The organism is Nonomuraea composti (genome assembly GCF_012034275.1).
GTDB lineage: Bacteria > Actinomycetota > Actinomycetes > Streptosporangiales > Streptosporangiaceae > Nonomuraea > Nonomuraea composti.
Map to the genome: position 1 here is coordinate 1 of NZ_JAATEP010000174.1, position 397 is coordinate 397.

Consider the following 397-nt stretch of genomic DNA (forward strand, 5'->3'; position numbering starts at 1 on the left):
CCGCGACCTTCCCAACGTGTCGGAGGAGGTCCTGGCCGACCTCGACGAGCGCGGCATCATCCGGATCGGCGCCGAGGTCGTGCCCGGCGACATCCTGGTCGGCAAGGTCACCCCGAAGGGTGAGACCGAGCTGACGCCGGAGGAGCGGCTGCTGCGCGCGATCTTCGGTGAGAAGGCCCGCGAGGTGCGCGACACCTCGCTGAAGGTGCCGCACGGCGAGTCCGGCCGGGTGATCCACACGCAGGTGTTCAGCCGGGACGAAGGTGACGAGCTGCCGCCCGGGGTGAACGTGCTGGTCCGCGTCCTGGTGGCGCAGAAGCGTAAGATCACCGACGGTGACAAGCTGGCCGGCCGGCACGGCAACAAGGGCGTCATCTCCAAGATCCTGCCGGTCGAA

Annotated in this window: 1 pseudogene; it reads left to right on the forward strand. The window is 69.0% G+C overall.

Going from position 1 to position 397, the window contains the following annotated elements:
• Window positions 1–397, forward strand: a pseudogene (locus HCN51_RS57865) (DNA-directed RNA polymerase subunit beta); the annotation flags it as partial.